The 18,207-nt window shown below is 71.8% G+C and carries 13 protein-coding genes; 8 read left to right on the forward strand and 5 right to left on the reverse strand.

What is annotated here, in order from left to right:
- The first annotated feature begins 163 nt into the window (after nt 1-163).
- From AB0D14_RS09415 to AB0D14_RS09425, 3 genes are read left to right on the forward strand one after another with little or no spacing between them, the layout of a single operon-like run.
- On the forward strand, nt 164-1,375 hold the full coding sequence (locus AB0D14_RS09415; RefSeq protein ID WP_362776414.1) for a sigma factor-like helix-turn-helix DNA-binding protein: 1,212 nt from the start codon (nt 164-166) through the stop codon (nt 1,373-1,375).
- Entirely contained in the window at nt 1,372-3,144 is a 1,773-nt protein-coding gene (locus AB0D14_RS09420; protein ID WP_362776415.1) for a transglycosylase domain-containing protein, read from the forward strand. Before AB0D14_RS09415 ends, AB0D14_RS09420 begins: the two co-directional genes overlap by 4 nt.
- A 58-nt stretch (nt 3,145-3,202) precedes the next feature.
- The gene (locus tag AB0D14_RS09425) at nt 3,203-5,158 is read left to right on the forward strand and encodes a SpoIIE family protein phosphatase (protein WP_362776416.1); all 1,956 of its coding nucleotides are present in this window, start codon (nt 3,203-3,205) and stop codon (nt 5,156-5,158) included.
- Here the strand turns inward: AB0D14_RS09425 and AB0D14_RS09430 are convergent.
- Complete coding sequence (locus tag AB0D14_RS09430; protein WP_362776606.1) at nt 5,144-7,201, reverse strand: TerD family protein; 2,058 nt, start codon at nt 7,199-7,201, stop codon at nt 5,144-5,146. The two genes, AB0D14_RS09425 and AB0D14_RS09430, sit on opposite strands and share 15 nt — an antisense overlap.
- A gap of 780 nt (nt 7,202-7,981) precedes the next feature.
- On the opposite strand from AB0D14_RS09430, the gene AB0D14_RS09435 reads away from it, so the two are divergent.
- A complete protein-coding gene (locus tag AB0D14_RS09435; protein WP_362776417.1) occupies nt 7,982-9,325 on the forward strand; it encodes a helix-turn-helix domain-containing protein in 1,344 nt (447 codons plus the stop codon).
- A 108-nt stretch (nt 9,326-9,433) separates the two neighbouring features.
- Here AB0D14_RS09435 and AB0D14_RS09440 read toward each other — a convergent pair whose 3' ends face one another.
- The 3 genes from AB0D14_RS09440 to AB0D14_RS09450 all read right to left on the reverse strand — a co-directional run bounded on the left by AB0D14_RS09440 (nt 9,434) and on the right by AB0D14_RS09450 (nt 12,588).
- Nucleotides 9,434-10,024 carry a TIGR03086 family metal-binding protein gene (locus AB0D14_RS09440; protein ID WP_362776418.1) on the reverse strand — a complete coding sequence of 197 codons (591 nt, stop codon included), beginning with the start codon at nt 10,022-10,024 and terminating at the stop codon, nt 9,434-9,436.
- Between the two features lie 61 nt (nt 10,025-10,085).
- Nucleotides 10,086-11,321, reverse strand: coding sequence for a hypothetical protein (locus AB0D14_RS09445; protein WP_362776419.1), 1,236 nt, complete (start codon nt 11,319-11,321; stop codon nt 10,086-10,088).
- Between the two features lie 34 nt (nt 11,322-11,355).
- Complete coding sequence (locus tag AB0D14_RS09450) at nt 11,356-12,588, reverse strand: PP2C family protein-serine/threonine phosphatase (RefSeq protein WP_362776420.1); 1,233 nt, start codon at nt 12,586-12,588, stop codon at nt 11,356-11,358.
- Between the two features lie 271 nt (nt 12,589-12,859).
- Here AB0D14_RS09450 and AB0D14_RS09455 point away from each other — a divergent pair, with 271 nt between their 5' ends.
- From AB0D14_RS09455 to AB0D14_RS09465, 3 genes are all read left to right on the forward strand, one after another.
- Nucleotides 12,860-13,915: an ATP-binding cassette domain-containing protein gene (locus AB0D14_RS09455; protein ID WP_362776421.1), complete on the forward strand. Its 1,056-nt coding sequence runs from the start codon at nt 12,860-12,862 to the stop codon at nt 13,913-13,915.
- Complete coding sequence (locus tag AB0D14_RS09460) at nt 13,912-14,772, forward strand: ABC transporter permease (protein WP_362776422.1); 861 nt, start codon at nt 13,912-13,914, stop codon at nt 14,770-14,772. Before AB0D14_RS09455 ends, AB0D14_RS09460 begins: the two co-directional genes overlap by 4 nt.
- Nucleotides 14,773-14,900: 128 nt before the next feature.
- Nucleotides 14,901-15,794 (forward strand): hypothetical protein, encoded by an 894-nt coding sequence (locus tag AB0D14_RS09465; RefSeq protein ID WP_362776424.1) that lies wholly within the window; start codon nt 14,901-14,903, stop codon nt 15,792-15,794.
- On the opposite strand, the gene AB0D14_RS09470 is transcribed toward AB0D14_RS09465, so the two are convergent.
- Nucleotides 15,709-17,103, reverse strand: a complete 1,395-nt coding sequence (locus tag AB0D14_RS09470; RefSeq protein WP_362776608.1) for a PLP-dependent aminotransferase family protein — start codon at nt 17,101-17,103, stop codon at nt 15,709-15,711. The genes AB0D14_RS09465 and AB0D14_RS09470 overlap by 86 nt on opposite strands.
- 95 nt (nt 17,104-17,198) lie before the next feature.
- Between AB0D14_RS09470 and AB0D14_RS09475 the strand changes: the two genes are divergently transcribed.
- On the forward strand, nt 17,199-17,975 hold the full coding sequence (locus tag AB0D14_RS09475; RefSeq protein ID WP_362776425.1) for an alpha/beta fold hydrolase: 777 nt from the start codon (nt 17,199-17,201) through the stop codon (nt 17,973-17,975).
- The last annotated feature ends 232 nt before the right edge of the window (nt 17,976-18,207 follow it).

Here is an 18,207-nt window from a genome sequence, read left to right on the forward strand (position 1 = left end):
CCCCCTGCCGCTGTTCTCGCATGTCTCATGCAACCCGGCTGCCTCTGTCGTGCGTACAGGTCCCGTACGCCACGTACGACACGTAGGTCGCGTACATCGAAGCACAAGCATCGCGTTGGGCTGAGCCGGAGGGAGTGGCGCGCACCGCCGCGCCCGACTGACCATGGACGACGACTTCACCGCCCGCGCCGGGGAGTACTGGCCCCGGCTCACGCGTACGGCCCTTCTGCTCACGGGCGACTCAGCCGACGCGGACAGACGCGCGAGAGCGGCGCTGGCGGAGGTGTACGCGCGGCGCCGAGTGCCGGGCGGCGACGCGGAGTTCTACGTCCGGCGGGCCCTGGTACGTGGCTTTCTGCGGCGGCGGCCACGACCACTCGCCCGCTTCGGCTTCGGATCCGGCTCCGGCTCCAGGCGCGCCTCCAGGCGCGGCTTCAACCTCGGCTTCGGCTTCGGCTCCGGCATCGGCTCTGAGCAGGCGTCGGAGCCGTACGCACCCGACCCGCTCGACCCGCTCACCGAGGTGCTGGCCGGCCTTCCGCCCCGCCGGCGGACCGTGGCCGTGCTCCAGCACTGGGACGGCCTGCCCCGCCATGAGGTCGCCGCGCTCCTCAACTCCTCGCCGGGAACGGTCAAAGCGGTGGGGCGGCGGGCCGAAAAGGCTCTGCGCGCCCATCCCGCGTACCGCGAGGGCCCGAACGCCGGGAACGGACCTGTGCCCGGCCCTACCCCCATTCCCGCTCCCATCCCCGTTCCCGTTCCCATTCCCATTCCCGCCATCAAGGAGGCGGGCCTCTCGCGCCGCAGGCAGCGCCGGCGCACCACGGCCCTGCTCACGTCGGTGGGAGCCCTGCTCCTCGTCCCCCTGGTCTTCGGGGTCGTACGCGGCACGGCCTCCGGTGCCGGTGCCGGTTCCGGCACCGTCTCGGTTTCCGTGGAGGGGGCGGCCGTTCGCGTCGTCACACCCGGCGAACGTGTCACCGCCGCACCCGGCGTGGAGTTCTGGCTCACCAAGGACGGCACGCACTGGTCGGCGCCGGGGCAGCCGAACCGGTTCCGCGACTCCGGCGAGGAGGGTGAAGATCCCGGTCTGACCGTCCGGGCGGATTCCACGTCCGGGAAACGGATCTTCCTCTCCGGTGTCCACCGTGGCACCCGTGAGGCAGCGCGCGTCGAACTCGTCACGCCCGAGGGCACGTTCACCGCGCGTGTCCTCACCCTGGCGGGCTCTCCCGGCTGGTCGGCCTGGTACGCGGACGCCCAACTCACGGTCGGCGAGCAGTCGTTGCCGGGCATCACCGTGAAGGCCTACGACTCCGCCGGCAAGCTCCTCGCGCAAACGGACAGCCCCGCACGGACGGACACCCCCTCATGAGCGCCCACCGCCGACTCCGCAGCATCGGCGCCCCCCTCCGCGGCATCGGCTCCCGTCTCCGCAGCATCGGCACCCGTCTCCGGCGGGCCCGCATCCGCCGGCGCCGTACCCGCGCCCGCCGGCTCCGCCGCACCCTGGCCGTCCTGCTGGCGCTGTTCCTGTCGGCGTGCGCCGCGCTCGTCGTCGCGTACCGGATGACCGGCATCCCCGACCCGCATCCGGAGACCGTCAGCCAGAGCACGGTCTTCGTGGACGCCGAGGGCGAGTACCTGGGCAGGCGCGGGCCCGTCGACCGCCAGGACATCCCCCTGCGGCAGGTCCCGCGGCATGTCCAGGACGCCGTGATCGCCGCGGAGAACCGCTCCTTCCGTACGGACTCGGGGGTCGCCCCCTCCGCGATCCTGCGGGCCGCGCTCGCCGCCGTGACGGGCGGCGAACGCCAGGGCGGGTCCACGATCACGCAGCAGTACGTGAAGAACGCCCTGCTGACCCCCGAGCAGTCGTTGAAGCGCAAGGCGCGCGAGGCGCTGATCTCCGTGAAGCTGGACCGCACGAGGTCCAAGGACGACATCCTGGAGGGCTACTTCAACACCGTGTACTTCGGCCGGGGCGCCGCCGGCATCGAGTCGGCCGCACGGAACTACTTCGGTGTCGGCGCCAAGGACCTGACGGTCTCCCAGGGCGCGGCCCTCGCGGGGATCGTCAACCTGCCCTCGTACTACGAGCGGGCGGGCGCGGACGCGAAGGTGACGAAGACGCTGGAGCGGCGCTGGGCGTGGGTGCTCGACGCGATGGCGGACTCGGGAGCGATCAGCGGCCGTGAGCGGACGGCCGCCCGCTTCCCGGCCTTCCGTTTCTACCCGCCGGGCGACACGGACGGCGGACGCCAGTACCTGATCGACGCGGCGTCCGCCGAGGCCGCCGACCGGCTCGGCATCAGCGAGGACCAGCTGGCGCGCGGCGGCTACAAGGTGTGGACCACCTTCGACCTCGGTCTCCAGGACGAGACGGCGGAACTGGTGCGCGAGCAGAGTTCCGAGGGCGACAAGGACGACAAGGGTGGCAAGAGTGGCAAGAGTGCCCGGCTGCACACCGCCGTCGTCGCGACCGTCCCCGGCGACGGCGCGGTCCGTGTGCTGTACGGCGGAGCGGACTACGCCCACCAGCCGTTCAACGACGCCGTCGACGGGGCGGTCGAGGCGGGCACGGTCCTCGACCCGTTCCTCAAGTCCCTGCGGCCCGACGGCCCGCTGGGCGGCCTCACCAAGGAGACGGCTCCCACGCCCCTGCGCCTGAACGCGGCGTACGCCGCCCTGGCCGCCGACGGCACGTACGCGACCCCGTACACCGTCGCGAAGATCACCCGGGCGGGCCGTACGGTGCACACCGCGCGTCCGGAGACACGTACGGCGATGCCCGGGAAAGAGGCCGCGACGGTCGCCGAGATGCTGAGCGAGCGGCCCGCCTCGGACGGCGCCTTCGTACCGGCCAGGGTCGTACCCACCCTGCCGGTCAGCCACTCGGCGGGCGCGGGCAGCGGGCCGGGCGCGCGGACGGTCTGGCAGAGCGTGTACTCGCCCCGGCTCGCCCTCACTCTCGCCCTGTTCGCCGAGCGAGGGGGAAAGCCGGCTCGGGTCGCGGGCCTCACCGGCACGCTCAAGCCCGAGTCGTACGCCAGGCTGGCGGCCAACAAGGTGTGGCAGCTGGCCGGCTCCCCGGGGGGCCGGGTCCTGGACACGGCGGAACCCAAGCCCCTGCCGACCTCATAGGTCACCCGGACAGGCCCGCCCGTTGGTGGGCAGGGCGGTGCCGTGGTGCCGTGGACGGGTGCCCGGCGAACAGCTCCAGCCCACCCCGCGCGTCCTGCTGACCCAGGCGGAGCTGGCGGAGCTCGCGGACGCCGTGCACCGCGCCGGGAAGGCGGGGCCGGGGAACGCGGGGCCGGGGAAGGCGCAGGCCGGGAATACGGGAGCCAAGGGTGTGGAGACCCAGGGGTTGGAGGCCCAGGGGTTGGAGGCCCAGGAGATGGGAGCCCAGGAGATGGGAGCCCAGGAGGTGGAGGCCCAGAGGGTCGGGGAATGCGCGGAACGGCTGCTCGACGAGCTGACGCTGACCCGGCGGGTCCTCGACTACTGCCCGGCCGGTGTCGCCGTCCTCGACCGCGAGCTGCGCTACCTCTACCTCAACGACGCGCTCGCCCTGCTCAACGGCGTCCCGGTCGCCGAGCACCTCGGCCGCAGGCTGCGGGACGTGCTGCCCGGCCTGGAGTCGTCGGAGCAGCTTCTCGAACAGGTACTGCGTACGGGGGTTCCGCAGGTCATCACGGTCGGCGGGCAGACCCCGGCCGACACGGCCCGGGACAACCGGTGGTGGCTCGGCGCCTACCACCGGCTGTCCGGGCCGGCCGGCGAGGTCCTCGGGGTGGCCTGTGTCGTCATGGAGGTCACCGACGCGCTGCGCGGCCGCGAGGACCTCGTCCGGGCGGGCAACCGGATGGCGCTGCTCGACGAGGCGAACCGCAGCACCGGCGCGACGCTCGACCTCCGCCAGGCCTGTCAGGCACTGGCCGACCTGCTGGTGCCGCGCTTCGCGGACTACGCGGCGGTGGACGTGGTCGACCCGGAAGGCACACCCCAGGTGCCCTCGGCCCGGTATCCGCTGCGCCTGCGCCGGATCGCGCTCGCCACCACGCCGGACCTGGCGGAGGTGTCCTCGCCTCTCGGCCGTCTCGGCGAGTTCGTCGTGTACCGGGCCGGGTCCCCCATGGCCCACGTACTGGCCGACCGCCGCCCGCTCGTCCTCAGCCACCCCGACGACGAGGCCATGCGCCAGTTCGCCCTGATGGCCGACCGCCAGGAGCACTTCCGCCGGATGGGCGCGCACTCGGGGATCTACCTGCCCCTCGCCGTCCACGAGGAGCTGGTGGGCGCGGTGATGGTGTTCCGGTGCGGCGACTCCCCCCGGCTGACCGACGCGGACGCGGAACTGCTCGGCGACCTCACCGACCGGGCCGCCACCGGCATCGCCCACGCGGTCCGCTACACCCGCGAGCACGAGACGGCGCTGGAGATGCAGCGGGCCTTCCTGACCTCGCCCACGGTGACGGGTCCCGGCGTGGAGACCCTGGGCCGCTATCTGCCGACGGGCGCGGGGGCGGAGGTGGGCGGCGACTGGTTCGACACGCTCGCATTACCCCACGGCCGCACCCTGCTGGTGGTGGGGGACGTCATGGGCCACGGCACCCGCGCCGCCGCGGCGATGAGTGAGTACCGCTCGGTCGTACGCACCCTTGCCGTCCAGAGCAGCACCCCGGACTTCATCCTGCTCCAGGCCGAACGCACCGTGCTCGCCCTTGAGCTGGACCGGGTGGCGACATGTCTGCTGGCGCTCCTGGACCCCAGCCGGGAATGCGTCACCTTCTCCAACGCAGGCCACATCCCCCCACTGCTCGTCACGCCCGACGGCACCCGGACCCTGCTCAGCCTCCCCGTCGCCCCGCCTCTGGGCGTGGGCTTCGGCTCCTTCTCGGCCACCACGGTCCCTCTCCCTCCGGGCTCGGTCCTCCTCCTGTGCACCGACGGCCTGATCGAGCGCCGGGACCGCGACATCGAAACCGGTCTCCACACACTCGCCAACCTCCCCCTCACCCCGACCGCGCCCCTCCCCACGCTCCTCGACACGGTCACCGCCCACCTGGACCCGTCCTCCTCGGAGGACGACGTCGCCATCCTCCTGGCCCGCACCAGTGGCCGGACGAGCGACCCGAACTCAACGCCGGCCTGAGGCCGCTCTCCAGTCCAGCCGAGTGACCACATGGTCGTGGAAGCGGTCCACGGCCTCATCGACACTGCGGATGAACCCGGACTCGGCGGCCCCCCGCGTGCTGCCCATGCTCCGGAAGAGAGACAGCCGGAAGCCGGCGATCTCGGCGTTGTTCTTGGGGAGAATGTCACCGGGTTCCGGACGAAGCCGCTCCAACGTTCCGCGAGGCCCGCCCGCCTGGCCCACGAGCAACGTCTCGACGTGCAGGTCGGCAGGGGCGTCGGGCAGCTGACGGACAAGTCGCTTGGCCCAGGTGAGCGGATGGCCCTGCTCCGGCGCGGCGATCTCGATGGACGTACGGAGCTTGCCGGTCCGCAGGTCCGCGGAGAGCGCGAGGATGCCCGGTGTGCCTTCGATACGGAGTTCGGAATCCAGCCTGCCTGCCAGACAGAGCTGGTCGGCGAGGGCCGCGCGGCGGACGCGGGGATCGGCTCCGCGCTTCGCCCGCTGCACGGGCAGCACCTTCTGCCCGAGTTCACCGCCCAGGCGCAGACACACCTGTCGAACGAGACGTTCCCAGTTCTCGACCACCTCCACGGCCCGCCGATCGCCCTGGCAGAGGGTTTCGTCGTCGATGCCGTTGCGCACGGGCACCCAGGCCGGCCCCATGTTCTGGAATCCGTGGCATCCGGAGTTGTCGTGCTGGAGGTAGTACAGGAGCTCCTGGAGCAGCCAGGCGTGCGCCGCGTTGCCCACACCTTCGTGCCTGATCAGCATCTGGGCCTGATGGGTGACATCGGCCCACGACAGGTGTCGCAGCGCCACCTTGTGCTTGCGGCGACCATCAGTCTTCACATCGACGAGCGGGCTGCCGTCCAGCTCCACGTCGTTGGACAGAGTGATCACGGCTTCATAGGCCCGGCGGGCGGCGATGTCGGTGTACGCCTGCACCTGGTCCGGCTTGAGTGGGTTGCCGTTGGTCTTGGTCTCGACCAGCGCGCTCCAGAGCTTGCCCGCGCGCTCCACCCTGATCACGCCGTCCGGCCGGCGCGGGGAGTCGCCGTTCGGCAGCGAGACCTCCGTGAACGTCTCCATGCGTCCGGCGGGCGCCCCGAACCCCGCGGTGAGCCGCCTGCCGAACTCCGGTACCTGGGCCATCACGGACAGCAGTACGGAAGTCGCGCGCGTCTCTCTGTCGTGGTCGCTCTTGAGAGCGGAGACCGGGAAGAGCCGGGCCGCCCGCCAGGAGTCGTTCTCGGCGAGCGACTTCTTGGCGACCTTGGGCAGCGTGACCTTCTTCTTGGCGGTACGGGGCCGGGGGACCGGCTTGGTCACGACCTCGGCCGGGCCGTTCACCACCGGCTCCGTCGCAGCCGGATCGGGGATGGGGACGAGCGCCGGAACCGCCTTCTCCCCGGCCGCGGTCTCCGCCTCCACGGCGACGGGCTCGGCCTGCGCTTCTGCCCCGGCCTCTTCCGCCACCGCCTCGACTCCCGCCGCGGCCTGGGCTTCCTCCGCCTCCTCAGCATCGTCGTCGACGTCGACGCCGTAGTCCTGGGCCAGACCGGCGAGTCCCGATTCGTAGCCCTGCCCGAGGGCGCGGAACTTCCAGTCACCGGCCCGCCGGTAGAGCTCCCCGAAGAGCAGCGCGCCGACCGCTCCGGCGTCCTCGATGGAGAACCGCAACAGCCTGTGGCCGGATCCGTCGGCCAGTGTCACCCGGACGTCGTCCAGGTCCCCGAACCGGGCTCCGTTGTAGCGGCTCGCCGCCACGATGATCTGCTCGACGTCCGCCGGTATCGCGGTCAGATCGAAGGTGATGCGGTCCTCGCTGCCGTCCGTCGTAGGCGCCTTTCCCAACAGTTGCACGGAACCGTCTGCCGCCACGGGGTTGTTGTAGAAGTAGAAGTCCGCGTCACTGCGGACCTTGCCGTCCGACGTCAGGAGAAGGACGGACACGTCCGCGTCGCCTTCGCCCGTCGGGCTGGTCCAGCCCAGGCTCACCATGACGGAGCCCACATCGTTGCTCAACGCCGTCAGTTCGACATTGGCGCCCTTGACCATCTCGTGCACGAGGCCCCCCAGATGCACCGCCGCCTGGTGCCATCAGGCGGCCATACTGTTGCGATGTGTGACGCGCCTCACACTCAGCGCATCAGGAGGGAACTGTAGCGCCGGAAGCACGGATATCGTCCCTGATCGAACCTCTTACTTGCCCAAGTGCCGATATCACGGCGTCGGCAGGCGCACACCGGACACCATCGCTCAGCGCTTCTCGTACGGGTCGGAAGGTAACTTCGGGAAGGTGCCGGCGCCCTGTGTGGCGACCCTCGCCTCCTCGCGTTCCGCGTGAGCACGGGTGAGCGGGGTGTGGTGCGTGCAGCTGCAAGGCGGAGAAGGGCGTCGACGCGGAGCGTCGGCAACCGACGACAACGCCGCTGGGGGTCCCCCCACGCCCTTAAGGCAGTGGGGGAGTGCGTGCCACACCCCGCGTCTTCGCCGTGATCGACCGGACAGGTCCTAGTGAGGCACCGCGTTGGCCGCACTCACCAGCGCGGCGAACGCGACCACGGCAGCGCTCAGCGCCGCGATGAAACGAGCCGGAAGGTAACGCGCGGCAATGCGTCGGAACACGGCGGCAACCTCGCATCGTCAACGTAGGCCAGCGTATTAAATCTGCTGCATCGTGCGTTTAATGCGCCGCTTAACCTAGGGCGTGTTCGCCTCCGGGGCAAGAGCCGCATTGAGCCGATCGACGGCCGACCTGCGAGGCTTAACTGTGCTGTTTCAAGAGGAAGTTGGATAGCGGACAGTTGTAAGCCGACTTACTGGCATGCTTACGCCATGGCCGAGCGCGACGACCCGGGAATCATCGGACGCAGAGTGCAGCAACTGCGTACGGAACGCGGGCTGACACAGAAACAACTGGCGGAACCCGCCTACACCCCCGCGTACGTCTCCACGCTGGAGGCGGGACGCGTACGGCCCTCTGAGGAGGCCTTGCGGCACATCGCCGAGCGGCTCGGGGTCGCGTACGAGGAACTGGCGACCGGGCGGCCCGCCCACCTCGCCACCGGCCTGCGGCTGAGACTCACCGACGCCCAGCGGACGCTGGCGACCGGCGAGGCGGAGATCGCCGCCGAGCAGTACACCGCGCTGCTCGCGGAGGCGGAGACCCACGGGCTGAACGCCGAGTGCGCGGCCGCGCTGCTCGGGCTCGGCGAGTGCGCCCTGGACACCGGGGACCTGGCGACGGCCCGGCAGCGCTTCGAGCAGTCGGAGAAGCGGCTCGCGGACGAACCCCTGCCCGTCCGGGTCCCGGCCCTGCGCGGCCGGGCGGTCTCGCACTACCTGGCGGGCGAACTCCGGTACGCCTGCTATCTGCTGGAATCAGCCATCGACGAGTTGAACAAGGGCGGGCTGCACGACCCGGACGCCCTGCTGCTGCTCTACTCGGCGGTGATAGCGCCGTACATGGACATGGGGGCGCACGCACGGGCGGCGCAGGCCGCGGAGTTCGCGCTCGCGCTGGCCCCGCAGGTCGGCGACCCCGCGCTGCTGGCGCGTATGCACCGGTCCGTCGCCCGCACGATGATCGCCGAGGGACGGATGGCCGAGGCCGACGCGTCCCTGGGCAAGGCGGCGGAGCTCTACCGGCAGCTCCAGATCCGTACCGAGCTGGCCAACTGCCACTGGATGCGCGGCTACCTGTACGCGCAGAACGGCGACCTGGAGCGCGCCGAGAGCGAGTTGCGCGAGGCCCAGGCCATGCACTCCGCCCAGCGCGCCGCGCTCTACACCAGCCAGGTCGCGGTGGAACTGGCGGACGTGCTCCACCGGCGCGGCAAGTCGGACGAGGCCGCGACACTGCTCCACGGCGTGCTGGGCGACCTCAGCTCGGAGCGCGGGGCCGTGCACTCCGCGGGCGCGCACCGGCTGCTCGGCATCATCGCGGAGGACGGCCGGGACACCGAGACGGCCGAGGAGCACTACGTCCGCGCGCTCAGCCTGCTCGAACGGGCGGGCGCGGCGGGCGACCTGGCCGATCTGTGCCGTCTGCTCGGCGACCTGCTCCGGCGTACGGGCCGGATCGACGCGGCCCTGGACGCGTACCGGACAGGTCTCGGACACCGCACCGCGCCCGGTACGACGACCCTGGGCCCGGCACCGGCACACCCGCCGCTCTGACCGCCGCTCTGACCGGCGGTCGCCCGCGCCGCCCGCACAGCCCGTGCACCCCCTGCAACCCGCACAGCCCGCACCGCTCCACGTCCGCCGCCTACGCCGACCGCCTGCCTACGCCCGCCAAGCGGGATCGCGTCCGAGGAAGCCCGCGAGCCGGTCCACGGCCGGCGCGTCCTCGGCCACGGGAACGATGGGGCCGAAGGCCATGCCTTCGCCCCGGTACTGCGGCGGGAGCGTGGCCTCGGCACGGACCAGGACCTCGGCCGCCTCCCGTTCCGTGAACGGGACCGGCCGGCCGGTGGCCATCGCCAGATCCCAGCCGTGCACCGTGAACTCCATGAGCGCCATGTCGAACACCATGGCGGCGGGCAGTCCACTCTCGCCGGTCAGGGCGATCTCGCGGTCGAAGCCGTACTTCTCCCACGCTGCGACCAGCCCGGCGGAGGCGGCGCGGAACTCACCGGCGGGGTCGGGCCCGCTCCGGTGCCGCGCGGGGTCGGCCTCGTACGCGCGACCGTCGCAGCGGGCCTCGAACAGTTGCAGCCAGCCGACGAGGTGGTCGACCAGGGCCCCGACGTCGTACTCCTCGCACGGCGTCGCCGAACCGCGCCACCCGGCCTCGGCGCCCTCGACGCCCGCAGCGCCCTCGATGAGGTCACCGGTCTTGGACAGAACACCCGAAAGTAGAGCGATGTCATTCATGATCGGAGCCTAGGAGTACCGACGGGCCCCGGTCTTGAAGAAACACGTCAGCTGAAGTCCGTCACACCTGTGTCTGCAGTCGGCTGAGGTGCCGCTGGATGTCGTCCAGGGCCCCCTGCCGACGCCCCGGAACGCGCAGCCGCAGGTCGGCCAGTGCGGGCCCGAGCTCACGGGCCCGCGTCGAGTCGTCGATACGGCCCCACTGGTGGTGCGCCCGGTCGACGGCCGCCTCGACACCGGCCGCGTCCGGGGACTGCCCAGCTACCAGCCGTGCATCGGCCACCATCAGCCAGATCCGGCAGCTCAGCTCGGCGTCGTCCGCGAACATGGCCAGGTCCGCCCGTACCTCCATCCAGTGCACGACCTCGTCGGCACCCGGCCCGTGCGTCCGCAGCGCCGCCCGCTCCCGCCGCTCGGCCAGCGCGGCGGCCTCGGCGTGACGACCGCTCTGGACGGCGGCGGTGATCTCGGCGTGCGGATCTGCGGACAGGTCGCCGGACGCTGGCACGGGCACGGGCACGGGCACGGGCATGGGCATGGGCATGGGCATGGGCATGGGTGCGTGTACGGGCATGGGTGCGTGTACGGGTACAGGCGCGGCAAGCGGCGCACGTGGCGTGGGCCCGGCGGCCGGTGTGGCGTACCCATGGGCCGGAGCCGTCGTGACCGCGAGTACGAGGTCACGGCGGGCGGCGTCCGGGTCCTCACCGTACGACCGTGTCAGCGCCTGCTGGTGGAGGTGCGCGAGCGGCGGGCGATGACCGCTGCGGAGGATCGTGGCCAGGGACTTCATGTACATGGGAGCCGCCACCGAGCGTCGCGGGGGAGGCGGCGCCACCCGGCCGTACAGCGCGGCGCCCGGTCCCACGGTGAGCGGCTGGGCGATCAGATGCTGCCAGGTCTCCGCGTCGGTGTGCAGGTCGACGAGCAGGGTCGTACTGCCCGGGGCGCGCAGGCGGAGTTCCTCTCGGATCCAGTGCCACGGGAAGCCGGTGTAGCGGACGGTCGCGGGGGTCGTCCGGGCGAGCGCGAGGTGCGGAAGCCTTTGGCGGCGGTCCAGTTGGAGCTGTCCGGTGAGGAAGATCGTGAGCGGGCCGGGGGCCGTCGCGGCGGCCCGCAGCCGGGTCAGTACCGCCTGCGGCTCCAGGGGGTCGGCGAGTTCGACCACGTTCGCGGTGTCCGTGCCGGAGAGGACTGACGGTGCCACCGCGGCGAGCACGGAGAGCACGGACGCGGCATCCACGAGGCAGCCCTTGCCTGTCGGCGACGCTGCGATCAGCAACACGGTTCCGGGCATCGCCGTTGTCTCCTCCCCTTCGGTCACCACGGCGTCACGGTAACCGGTGCGGGTGCAAAGTGGTTCGGCGCGGGGGCAGTAGGGAGTGCTGAACCTGCCGTACGGCGAAGATCGTCGTGTCGTCCACCAGGTGACCCGCGCTGTGGCGGAGGGTGCCTTCCCGGACCAGTTCCACCAGGTGGCGGGGGTGAGCGGTGGCCGGGTCGGTGGAGACGGCGAGGGCGACACGGGCGTGGAGAGGGAAGAAGACGCCGTCGGCGTCGCGGGCCTCGGTCACGCCGTCCGTGACGAGGAGCAGGGTCTCGTCGGGGGCGAAGGGCTCGCGGTGGACCGGCGGGACGCCCGCATCCGGCCGGACCAGCCCGCTCAGGCCGAGCGGCAGGCCGTCGCCTGGCGGCAGGAGACGCACCCCGGCAGGCCCGGCCACCAGCGGGGGTTCGTGCCCGAAGTTGACGACCTCGATGTGGCCACCGGGGCCACCGGCGGCACCGGAGGCATCGGCGGCACCCGGTGGCGGGAACGCGATGAGCACCGCTGTCGCGAAGCGCTCCACGCCACGCTCCGGCTCCCCACCCAGGTCCCTCATGTACTGCCGGTGGCGGACCATCCGTACTTCCAGCCGTTCGGCGACCACGGCGAGGGACGCCTCGTGGTACGCGGACTCGCGGAACGTGCTGAGCAGCGCGGCGGCCGCGTCCACCGCGGGCAGGCCCTTGCCCTGGACGTCCCCGAGGAGGACCCGCGTGCCGTGCGGGCCCGGCTGGATGTCGTAGAAGTCGCCGCCGACGCGCGCCTCGCTGTCGGCGGCCAGATAGACGGACGCGTGCTCCAGCCCGCCCCAGGGAGCGGGCATCGGGCGCAGCACGGTACGCCAGGTCGTGTCGGCCACGTCCCGCATGTGCAGCATCCGCCGTTCCTCCCGCACCCGCACGGCACACGCCGTCGTCGCGAGGGCCCCGCCCACGGCGACGAGGATGAAGTCGGGCAGCCCGGTCTGGTCCTGGCGCGGCCAGGCGGTGTCCAGCTCGATGTACGTGACGAGGGCGAGCACGGCGAACGCGGCCGTGCCCCTGACCCCGCAGATGGCCGCCGCGATGCCGGGCACCAGGACGATCCAGGAGATGATCCTGAACTCGCCCGAGGTGTTGCTGTCGATCACGGCGATCGCGACGAGCAGGAGCAGCGGGGGCGCCCAGGCGACGCTGCGCCCGCGGACGCGCAGCAGTTGCTGCCGCTGGGCACGGGCGCCCCGGTCCGTGCTGCTCACCCGCCCAGCGAAACACGCGCGGCCGCCTGGCGCACGCCGGACGGCCGCCCGCCGGCCTGCTGCCCACCGGCCCGCGGTTCCGCTGCGTGCTGTTCGATGGCGTGCCATCGGTGACACCCGTTCGGGGTGAACCCTCTACCGGAGGCCCAGCACCTGAGACCCACCACCTGAGAGCCGGCACCTGAAGCCCAGCCGCCCCACCACCGATGAGTTTTCGCGGCCCCGGGGGTCTGCATGTCGAACGAACAACGACGCGGATGGGCGGACCGACATGACGAGCAGCAACCGCACCGGCCACTGGGCCGGGCCTGCCATCGAGACCGCGGGCCTGGTGAAGGTCTTCGGTGACACCCGCGCGGTCGACGGAGTGGACCTGCGCATCGAGACGGGCACGGTCTACGGCCTGCTCGGGCCGAACGGTGCGGGCAAGACCACGACCGTACGCATGCTGGCGACCCTGTTGCGTCCCGACGGCGGTGAGGCGCACGTCTTCGGCCACGACGTCGTACGGGAGGCGGACGCGGTCCGCAGCCGGGTGAGCCTCACCGGCCAGTACGCCTCGGTGGACGAGGACCTGACCGGCACCGAGAACCTCGTCCTGCTGGCCCGTCTGACGGGCCACGGCAAGAAGGCCTCGTACAACCGCGCGGCCCAGCTCCTCGACGCCTTCGGTCTGTCGGAGGCGGCCGGCCGCCAGGTGAAGAACTACTCCGGCGGCATGCGGCGCCGTATCGACATCGCCGCGTCCATCCTCAACACCCCGGACCTGCTGTTCCTGGACGAGCCGACGACGGGCCTGGACCCGCGCAGCCGCAACCAGGTCTGGGAGATCGTGCGGGCGGTCGTCGCCCAGGGCACGACGGTCCTGCTGACGACCCAGTACCTCGACGAGGCCGACCAGTTGGCGTCCCGGATCGCCGTCATCGACAAGGGCAGGGTCATCGCCGAGGGCACCAAGGGCGAGCTGAAGGCATCGGTGGGCGCGGGAGCCGTGCACGTACGGCTGCGGGACGCCGACCGGCGCCCGGACGCGGAGCGGCTGCTCCGGCAGGCCCTCGACGCGGACGTCCAGCTGGAGCCGGACCCGGTGGCCCTGACGGCCCGGGTCGGCAACGGCTCCCCGGACGGTAGCGCCACTGCCGAAAAGGCGTCCCGGGCACTCGCCGAACTCGCCCGTGCGGGCATCACCGTCGACAACTTCTCCCTGGGCCAGCCAAGTCTTGACGAGGTGTTCCTGGCCCTCACCGGAAAACCCGAGAACCAGCACGAGAACCAGCACGAGGCGCAGCCGACACAGCCGACGCAGAAGAAAGAGGTCACGGCATGAGCACCGCAACCCGGTCCACCGGCACCGCGGAATCCGCGGACCTCGCGCCGGTCCACGCCGCCACCCTCGCCGCGATCCTGGTCTCCGGCGAGCGGCCACCGCGCCCGAACGCCCTGCAGACGTCCCTCACCTTCGGCTGGCGGGCGATCCTCAAGATCAAGCACGTACCCGAACAGCTCTTCGACGTGACCGCGTTCCCGATCATGCTGGTGCTGATGTACACGTACCTGTTCGGGGGCGCGCTCGCCGGTTCCCCGCGGGAGTACATCCAGTACCTGCTCCCCGGCATCCTCGTGATGTCGGTCGTCATGATCACGATGTACACGGGCCTCGCGGTCAACATCGACATCGAGAAGGGCGTCTTCGACCGCTTCCGTTCGCTGCCCATCTGGCGCCCGTCGACGCTGGTCGGCTATCTGCTCGGGGACGCCCTGCGCTACACGATCGCGTCGGTCGTGATGCTGTCGGTGGGGCTGATCATGGGTTTCCGCCCGGACGGCGGCGTCCAGGGAGTGGTGGCGGGCGTCGTCCTCCTGATCGTCTTCTCGTTCGCCTTCTCCTGGGTGTGGACGATGTTCGGCCTGCTGCTGCGCACGGAGAAGTCGGTGATGGGCGTGAGCATGATGATCCTGTTCCCCCTGACCTTCCTCAGCGACATCTTCGTCCGCCCCGAGACGATGCCGGGCTGGCTCCAGGCCTTCGTCAACAACAACCCGGTCACGCATGTCGCCTCGGCGGTGCGCGGCCTGATGGACGGCTCCTGGCCGACCGCCGAGATCGCCTGGTCGCTGGGCTGGGCCGGAGCGCTGGTCGCGGTCTTCGGCCCGGTCACGATGAGGCTCTACAACCGCAAGTGACCCAAGTGGAGTAGGAGCAAATGGCACAAGTAAGAAGATCCCTCGGAAGAACGCAATCCGCGTCCGGATGCAGTCACCCCGACCGTGCCCCGGTGGCGGAGGGCACGGCCGGGGTTCTTCCTTGAGAGGTGCGGAAAGTCCTCTCGGCGCTGCTGATCGTGCTCGCCTGCGTCCTCGTGCCGCTGGGCGGTCTGTCGGCGTGGGCGAAGTACGAGATCGGAGACACCGGACGGTACGTCGACACGATGGCACCGCTTGCCGCCGGGCCCGACGTACAGCGCGCGATCGCGGACACGGTCACCGACGGGATCATGAGCGAGGTCGAGGCGGGGCCGCTGGAGGGGGACGTCCGCGCGTACGTCCGCCGGGCGGTCCGGTCCTTCACCGGTACGGAGGCCTTCCGCGCGACCTGGAACTCGGCGAACCGGGCCGTGCACGACGCCGTCCTGCGAGCCCTGCGCGGCGACAGCGAGGGAGCCGTCACGCTCGACCTGGCACCGGTCCTGGCCCGGCTCAGCACACAACTGGCCGACAACCGCGTGCTGTCGGCGGACCGTATCCCCGCCATCCCCGTCGAGCACACCGAGGTCACGGTCCTTCGCGCCCAGCAGCTCAGCTCCCTGCGAAAGGGGTTCCACGTGCTGGAGATCGCGGGCCGCTGGCTCCCCCTGGCGACGGTCGCCCTGGCCGTGGGCGGCATCCTGCTGGCCGTACGCCGCCGCCGTGCCGTCACGGCCACGGCCCTCGGCATGGCCCTGGGCGCCGCCCTCCTGGCCCTCGCCACGGTCGTCGGCCGCGCCCTGACCCTCACCGGTCTCCCCGAGCACGTCTCCCGCGCGGCGGCGGGCGCGGTCTACGACGCCCTCACCGAGACCCTCCGCACAGCCACGTGGTGCGTCCTCGCCCTCGGCCTCACCGTGGCGCTGGCGACCTGGCTCACGGACCACCGCGCGCGACGTCGCGCAGCGTCCGCAGTGCCTGTCCCAGCACCGGTACCGGAACCGACGCGAGCCCGAGCCTGACGGCGTCCGGCGCGCCCCGCGGCCCCACGGCGAAGGCAGCCCCCGGAGTGACCGCGATGCCGCGCGCGGCCGCCGCCGCCGTGAAGGTGTCCGCGCGCCAAGGCGCGGGCAGCTCCCACCAGGCGTGGTACGCGTGCGGATCGGCCCGTACCGTGAACGCGTCGAGCAGTTCCGCGACGACGCGCTGCCGCCGGGCCGCGTCCGCCCGCTTCTGCCCGACGAGCCGCTCGACGGTCCCGTCCCGGATCCACCGCGTGCCCGCCTCCAGCGCGAACCGCCCCGCCGTCCACCCGCCCGACCGAAGCGCCCCGGCCACCGTGCCGACCCGCTCCTCGGGCACGGCGAGGAAGCCGACGGTCAGCCCGGGCGCGACACGCTTCGACAGGCCGTCGACGACATGGACGCGCTCGGGGGCGTAGGCGGCGAACGGCACGCCCCCTACGTGGAGGAAGGACCAGATGCGGTCCTCCACCACGGGCAGGTCCAACTCCCGCACCACGCGGGCGAGTTCACGCTTGCGCGTGTCACCGGCCGTCGCCCCGGTGGGGTTGTGCAGCGTCGGCTGGACGTACAGCGCGGAGAGCGGCGCGGCACGATGGGCGGCGACGACGGCGTCGGGCCGCAGCCCCTCCTCATCCGTGGCGAGCGAGACGAGCGGGCAGCCGATCCGCGCCGCGATCTCCTTGACCAGCGGATACGTCAGTTCCTCCACGCCGACCCGCCCGCCGGGGCGTACCAGCGAGGCGAGGACGCCCGCGATGGCCTGCCGCGCGTTCCCCGCGAAGAGGAGCTGCTCGGGGCGGGGCCGCCACCCGGACCCGGCCAGCAGCCCCGCGACGGCCTCGCGGGCGGCGGCGGTCCCGGTGGCCGGGACGGTACGGGTGACCTCGTCCAGTACGTCGGCCCGCAGCAGCGGTTCGAGCCCGCCGACCAGCAGTTCCGACTGGCCTTTCACGGTGGGGTAGTTGAGCTCCAGATTGACGGACACCTCGTGCGCGGCCTTGTTCCTGGCCGCGTGCGTGGCCGCGTGCGCGCCCTCGTGCGTGGCCTCGTTCGCCGCTTCGTTCGCCGCCTCGGCGAGGGCCCGGCCCGACGGCACCGGCGCGGCCCGTACGTAGGTGCCCCGTCCGACCTCGCCGACGACGAGCCCGCGCCGCACCAACTCCCCGTACACCCGCCCGGCCGTGGATCCCGCGATGCGCCGCCGCCGGGCGAACACCCGCTGCGGCGGCAGCCGTTCACCGGCCTTCAGCCGCCCCGAGTAGATCTCCTCGGCCAGCCGGTCGGCGATACGCCGATAGTCGTCCACGCCCACCCCCTTCCTGGATTGCATGATCACATGGATTGCACCGAGGGCAAAGATTTCATTGCACCGAGGAGTTGAGGGGATCTAGGGTCCGCTTCATGGCTTCCTTCCTCGCATACGAGGACAAAGGCGCGCATGCTTCCACCGCTCTGCCCCTTGTCCTGATCCACGGCCATCCCTTCGACCGCACGATGTGGGCTCCCCAGGTGACGGCCTTCTCCCCGCACCGCCGGGTGATCGCCCCGGACCTGCGCGGCTACGGCACGTCCCCGGTGGTCCCCGGGGTCACCCCGCTCTCCGTCTTCGCCGAGGACGTCGCGGCCCTCCTGGACGACCTCCGGGTACCCGCATTCGTCCTCGGGGGACTGTCGATGAGCGGCCAGATCGCCATGGAGTGCTACCGCCTGTTCCCCGAGCGCGTCCGGGGCCTGCTCCTGGCGGACACCTTCCCGGCCGCGGAGACACCGGCGGGCCGGAAGTCCCGCAACGCGATGGCCGACCGTCTGCTCCGCGAGGGGATGGACGGGTACGCCGAGGAGGTCCTGTACAAGATGGTCGCCCCGTACGCCCGCCCGGAGGTGGCGGCGCAGGTCCGCCGCATGATGACGGGAGCACCGCCCGAGGGGGCCGCGGCGGCCCTGCGGGGGCGGGCCGAGCGGCCCGACTACCGGAAGCTGCTGACCCGGGTCACCGTGCCCACGCTGGTGGTGGTGGGCGAGGACGACGAGTACACGCCCGTGGACGACGCGGAGGCGATGCACGATTCCGTCCCGGACTCGGTGCTTCATGTCGTACGGGGTGCGGCACATCTGCCGAACCTGGAGCGGCCGGACGATTTCAACGACGCCCTGGCCGGGCTGCTCAGCCGTCTTTGAGGGGGCGGTCGTCGGGTGATGCGGACCGGTTTTCAGGGGCGCGGGGAACTGCGCGACCAGCCCTCACCGAGCTGCGGATGGACTCCATTGCGCAACCCTGCACACCCTCTGCCCGTCTTTGAGGGAGGATCCATGCAGATGGATGGGGTGGGTGGGGTTGAAGGGGTGGGAGGGGTGACCTTGCGGAGCGCTACGGCTGAGACAGGTGGTTGGACCCAGGACGACGACAGCC

The organism is Streptomyces sp. NPDC048484, from assembly GCF_040651415.1.
Classification (GTDB): Bacteria; Actinomycetota; Actinomycetes; order Streptomycetales; family Streptomycetaceae; genus Streptomyces.

What these genes read in the sequence shown, in the direction of transcription:
- AB0D14_RS09415 (WP_362776414.1), top strand. Translation starts at nt 164, where the DNA reads ATGGACGACGACTTCACCGCCCGCGCCGGGGAGTACTGGCCCCGGCTC.
- AB0D14_RS09420 (WP_362776415.1), top strand. Translation starts at nt 1,372, where the DNA reads ATGAGCGCCCACCGCCGACTCCGCAGCATCGGCGCCCCCCTCCGCGGC.
- AB0D14_RS09430 (WP_362776606.1), bottom strand. Translation starts at nt 7,201, where the DNA reads ATGGTCAAGGGCGCCAATGTCGAACTGACGGCGTTGAGCAACGATGTG.
- AB0D14_RS09435 (WP_362776417.1), top strand. Translation starts at nt 7,982, where the DNA reads ATGGCCGAGCGCGACGACCCGGGAATCATCGGACGCAGAGTGCAGCAA.
- AB0D14_RS09440 (WP_362776418.1), bottom strand. Translation starts at nt 10,024, where the DNA reads ATGAATGACATCGCTCTACTTTCGGGTGTTCTGTCCAAGACCGGTGAC.
- AB0D14_RS09445 (WP_362776419.1), bottom strand. Translation starts at nt 11,321, where the DNA reads ATGCCCGGAACCGTGTTGCTGATCGCAGCGTCGCCGACAGGCAAGGGC.
- AB0D14_RS09455 (WP_362776421.1), top strand. Translation starts at nt 12,860, where the DNA reads ATGACGAGCAGCAACCGCACCGGCCACTGGGCCGGGCCTGCCATCGAG.
- AB0D14_RS09460 (WP_362776422.1), top strand. Translation starts at nt 13,912, where the DNA reads ATGAGCACCGCAACCCGGTCCACCGGCACCGCGGAATCCGCGGACCTC.
- AB0D14_RS09475 (WP_362776425.1), top strand. Translation starts at nt 17,199, where the DNA reads ATGGCTTCCTTCCTCGCATACGAGGACAAAGGCGCGCATGCTTCCACC.